Below are 4,809 nucleotides of genomic sequence, written 5' to 3' on the forward strand. Positions count from 1 at the left end.
GCCCTGCCCCGTCGCGGCCTGCGCCAGGGTCTCGCGAATCTGGCCGCAGCCGAGCGCCAGGGCATTCATCAGGCTCGTGGTCGTGCTCGATCCGCCGGAGATGCCGGCCGCCGGCAGCGCCGTGTCGCCGAGCCGGACGGTTACCCGCTCCACCGGCACGCCGAGGCCCTCGGCCGCGCCCATGGCGAGCAGCGTGGTGATGCCGTTGCCGATCTCGTGATGGGCGCAGGCGACCTCCGCGGTCCCGTCCGGACCCAGCCGCACCCGCAGGGTCGCGGCCGCGATCTTCACCGGCCGCACCGAGGCCGCGCAGCCCAACCCCACCCGCCAAGCTCCATCACGCATCGTCCCCGGATGCGGCGCCCGCCGCGCCCAGCCGAAGGCCTGCGCGCCGGCGTCGAAGCAGGCCATCAGCGGCCGGGTCGAGAACGGCTTGCCGGAGACGGGATCGATTGCGGTGTCGTTGAGCCGCCGCAGGACGATCGGATCCATGTCCAGCGCCACCGCCATCTCGTCGACGGCGCTCTCCAAGGCGAACAGGAACGGCACCTCCGGGGGCGCCCGCATCGGCCCCGGGGTGTTGCGGTCGACCCGCACCGCCCGCTCCTCGGTCCGGATCGCCGGACAGGCGTAGAGGCTGGCGGTGACCTCGGCACCCTCCATGACGAACGGGTCGAACCGCGACGTGACCGTCTCGGCCTCGTGCACCAGGGCGGTGAACCGGCCGTCACGGTCGGCCCCGAGCCGGATGGCGTGGCGCGATTCCGGCCGGTAATTGGCGATGGTGAAGCCTTGCCGCCGGGTCGGGACCAGCGAGACCGGCCGACCGAGGCGCCGGGCCGCCAGCGCGACCAGAGCCGTGTGCTGCGACAGCGCGAATTTCGAGCCGAAATGGCCGCCGATCAGCCCGGACACGACCCGCACTTGCGCGGGGTCGAGGCCGAGCTGCACCGCGAGCCCGTGCTGCGCGGCGCCGACATAGCGGGTCGGCTCGTGCACGGTGAGCCGGTCGCCGTCCCAGGCGGCCCGGGTGGTGAACAGCTCGATCGGGTTGTGGTGCTGGATCGGGGTCTCGTAGCGCGCCGCGACCCGGATCGCGGCGTCGCGCCATCCGGCCTCGGCGTCGCCCCGGACGATGTCCTCGTGCTGTGCCTTGAGGTCCGCCAGCCGGACGGTCTCGGCCCCGGGCGCGTCGAAACCGCCGGCGGCGGGCTCCTCCGCGTAGGAGACCCGGACCGCGCCGGCGGCCTCCTCGGCCGCTTCCTGGGTCTCGGCCACCACCAGGGCCACGATCTGGCCGGCATAGGCGACCGCGTCGGAATTCAGCGGCCGGTGCGAGCTGTTGGCGTAGCCGCCGGCCATCAGGTGCTTCACCGGCGCCACCGCCCCGGCGAACTCCCGGTGGGTGAAGATCCCCAGCACCCCCGGCACCCGCTGGGCGGCGCCGAGGTCGAACCCGGTGATCCGGCCCCGGGCGACGGTGCTGGTGACCAGGGCGGCGTGGGCCGTCGTCTCCGAGCCGGGCCGGTCGGAGGCGTAGAGCGCCCGGCCGGTGACCTTGTCGGGGCCTTCGACCCGGGTATGGGCCGTCCCGAGGATTTTTTGGGAGTCCCGCGTGCCTGATTCCATGTTCGCGCTCCCGGTCCGCGGTCTCGTCCGGGGGCAATGGCCGAAGCGGCTGCGCGGCTCCGCGTGCGGGCGGCGGGGCGACACCATGCAGCGGCGGGGCAGCGCATGTGCAGCCCCGTCGCTTCGGATGGTGACCCTACGGGATCAGTCGACCACCTTCCCGTCCGGGCCGACCTTGACCGTCTGCTCCTTGTCGGCGCCGGCCACCTTGATCTCGTACTGCACCGCCTTGCCGTCCTTCTCGACTTCGGCCTCGTAGGCCTTGCCGCCGCCGGCCTTCTGCTCGGCGATGGCGAGCGCGTCCTTGAGCGAGGTCTTGGCGTTCTGGAAGTCGGCGGGCTTCAGCCGGGTGAAGTAGCGCTCGATCGGCTGGTTCTCGGTCTTGTACAGGGCGCCGCTATCGGCGTTGATGCCGTATTCCACCAGCTTGCCGCTCGGGTAGACGACCTTGATGGCGTAATGCGCCGGGTTCTTGCTGTCGGCCTTCTCGAAATCGGCGTCGATGGCGCGGCCGCCCTTCTCGTCGCCCTGCGCCTGGGCGGTGGTCAGCGCCTGGGCGAGGCCCACCTTGGCGACCTTGGCCACCTGCCACTCCTTCAGGTTGCTGTCGGTTTGGGTCGCAGTCTGGGCCAGGGCGAAGCTCGTCGAGAGCGCGAGCAGGCCGGCCGCGGTGGCGAAGCGTTTGATCATGGCGGGTTTCCCTTTGCGGGTTCGGTTGTGGGACCGAGAAACGCCGAGGCCCGAAAGGGGTTTCCGCCCCTGGGAAAAAACGCACCGCTTGATCGAAGCGCCGCAGATCCCTAGCACCGCTCCCAACCGCGACATGGCCGGAGGTGATTGGCCGGAGGCGACTGGCCAGCGGATTGCGTCGCCCCGCCCGGAATGCGCAACAGCGAAGGAAGCCAGCCCGTGCTCCAGCAGATCGGCGAGATCGACCCGCCCCAGCGGCTCCTGATGGGGCCGGGGCCCGTCAATGCCCATCCGCGCGTCCTGCGCGCCATGTCGGCCGACCTGCTCGGGCAGTTCGACCCCGAGATGACCGCCTACATGAACGAGGTGATGGCGCTCTACCGCCCGATCTTCGGCACCGAGAACCGCTGGACCTTCCTCGTCGACGGCACGGCGCGGGCCGGGATCGAGGCGGCCCTGGTGAGTCTGGTCGCCCCCGGCGAGCGGGTGCTGGTGGTCAATTTCGGCCGGTTCGGGCTGCTGCTCACCGAGATCCTGGAGCGGGTCGGCGCCGTGGTCGAGACCGTGGACGCGCCCTGGGGCGAGGTCGTGCCCCTGGAGGCGATCGCCGCCGCGGTCGAGCGCTTCGGCCCGAAGGTCGTGGCGACCGTGCACGGCGACACCTCCACCACCATGGCCCAGCCCCTCGACGGGCTCGGCGACCTCTGCCGCCGGGCCGGCGCCCTCTCCTATGTCGACGCCACCGCGACCATCGGGGGCATGGAGATCGCCGCCGACCGCTGGGGCGTCGACGTGGTGACCGGCGGCCTGCAGAAATGCCTCGGCGGCCCCTCGGGCTCGTCGCCCATCACCGTCTCGCCTGCGGCGGCCGAGCGGATCTTCTCCCGGCGCCACGTCGAGCACGGCATCCGCCGGGACGACATCGACGACGGCTTGGGGGTCCGGATCGGTTCGAACTACTTCGACCTCGCCATGATCATGGATTACTGGTCGGAGAAGCGCCTGAACCACCACACCGAGGCGACCACGATGCTGTATGGCGCGCGCGAATGCGCCCGGGTCCTGCTGGGCGAGGGGCTGGAGGCCTGCTTCCGCCGGCATGCGGCCGCCGGACGTGCGGTCGCGGCCGGCATCCGGGCGATGGGGCTCACCGTGTTCGGCGACGACCGCTACCGGATGACCAACGTCACCGCGCTGTACATCCCGGACGGGGTCGACGGCGAGGCGGTGCGGCGCCGGATGCGGGAGGATTTCGAGATCGAGATCGGCACCGCCTTCGGGCCCCTGGCCGGCAAGGTCTGGCGGATCGGCGCGATGGGCTACAACGCCCGCAAGCACAAGGTGCTGATCACCCTGGGCGCCCTGGAGGCTGTCCTGCGTGCGGAAGGCTTCTCCGTCCCGCCGGGCGCCGGCGTCGCGGCGGCCCTGGCGGCCTGGAACGCGAGTCCGGCCGCCTGATCGCAGTGCGTCCCGGGATCGACCGGGCGGGCCGCGGGAGCGTATGGCTGGCCCGAGGCGTCGCCCGCCATGCGGACGGTGCGGCGGCCTGATCCCGGGAGTGCCCATGAACGCGAACGAGCCGGAACCGCTGGACGACTTCACCCGCGTGCACGCGAAGCTCTCCGCGCTGGAGATCGTCCTGGGCGTCCTGATCGGGCGCCTGTCCGAGGAGAACCCGGAGATCCGCGAGGACGTGAAGCGCGACGTCGCCGCGATCCTGTCCGACATGCCGATCGAGGGGCCGAGCGAGGAACTGATCGTCACCGAGGTGCGCCGGGCCGCCGAACTCCTGACCAGCGTCTCGATCGGTTAGAGTCGCGCTCCGGATGGGGGTTGCCGGCGTCCGGGATGAGGCGATGCGCCCGTGTCCTCTCAGCGGGGCGGCATCCGCAGCGCCCCGTCCAGGCGGATCGTCTCGCCGTTCAGCATCGGGTTCTCGCAGATGTGCCGGACGAGGTCGGCATATTCCGACGGACGGCCGAGCCGGGGCGGGAACGGCACGCGCTGGCCGAGCGCGTCCTGCACCTCCTGCGGCATCCCCGCCATCATGGGCGTCTCGAAGATCCCCGGCGCGATGGTGACGACCCGGATGCCGTGGCGCGCCAGCTCCCGGGCGATCGGCAGGGTCATCGAGACCACGCCGCCCTTCGAGGCCGCATAGGCCGCCTGCCCGATCTGGCCGTCGAAGGCCGCGACCGAGGCGGTGTTGACGATCACGCCCCGGGCGCCCTCCGCGTCGGGCGCCTCCTTGGCGATCGCCGTGGCGGCCAGCCGGATCATGTTGAACGTGCCGACCAGGTTGACCGTCACCGCCCGGGTGAAGCTGTCCAGCCGGTGCGGGCCGTCGCGGCCGACGACCTTCTCGCCCGGTGCGATCCCGGCGCAGTTGACGAGCCCGTGCAGGTGCCCGAACGCGTCCAAAGCCGCCTGGACCGCTGCCTGCCCGTCCGCCTCGCTGGTGACGTCGGTGGCCGCGAAGCGCGCCCGCGC

5 protein-coding genes are annotated in these 4,809 nt (G+C 72.0%); 2 read left to right on the plus strand and 3 right to left on the minus strand.

Features of this window, described 5'->3' with window-relative positions; translation table 11 throughout:
* Positions 1-1,629: molybdopterin cofactor-binding domain-containing protein (locus FV228_RS20535; RefSeq protein WP_147856310.1), on the minus strand; the 1,629-nt coding region annotated here is incomplete at its 3' end.
* Between the two features lie 144 nt (positions 1,630-1,773).
* On the minus strand, positions 1,774-2,319 hold the full coding sequence (locus tag FV228_RS20540; protein WP_147856311.1) for a PepSY domain-containing protein: 546 nt from the start codon (positions 2,317-2,319) through the stop codon (positions 1,774-1,776).
* 219 nt (positions 2,320-2,538) lie between these two features.
* Here FV228_RS20540 and FV228_RS20545 point away from each other — a divergent pair, with 219 nt between their 5' ends.
* A complete protein-coding gene (locus FV228_RS20545; RefSeq protein ID WP_210247813.1) occupies positions 2,539-3,777 on the plus strand; it encodes an alanine--glyoxylate aminotransferase family protein in 1,239 nt (412 codons plus the stop codon).
* Between the two features lie 106 nt (positions 3,778-3,883).
* The gene (locus FV228_RS20550) at positions 3,884-4,132 is read left to right on the plus strand and encodes a hypothetical protein (RefSeq protein ID WP_147856313.1); all 249 of its coding nucleotides are present in this window, start codon (positions 3,884-3,886) and stop codon (positions 4,130-4,132) included.
* Positions 4,133-4,191: 59 nt separating this feature from the next.
* Here FV228_RS20550 and FV228_RS20555 read toward each other — a convergent pair.
* Positions 4,192-4,809: SDR family NAD(P)-dependent oxidoreductase (locus tag FV228_RS20555; protein ID WP_147856314.1), on the minus strand; the 618-nt coding region annotated here is incomplete at its 5' end.

The sequence above is a fragment of the Methylobacterium sp. WL18 genome (genome assembly GCF_008040015.1).
Classification (GTDB): domain Bacteria; phylum Pseudomonadota; class Alphaproteobacteria; order Rhizobiales; family Beijerinckiaceae; genus Methylobacterium; species Methylobacterium mesophilicum.

Coding starts and splice junctions, on each gene's coding strand:
- FV228_RS20540 (WP_147856311.1), bottom strand. CDS start 2,319: ATGATCAAACGCTTCGCCACCGCGGCCGGCCTGCTCGCGCTCTCGACG.
- FV228_RS20550 (WP_147856313.1), top strand. CDS start 3,884: ATGAACGCGAACGAGCCGGAACCGCTGGACGACTTCACCCGCGTGCAC.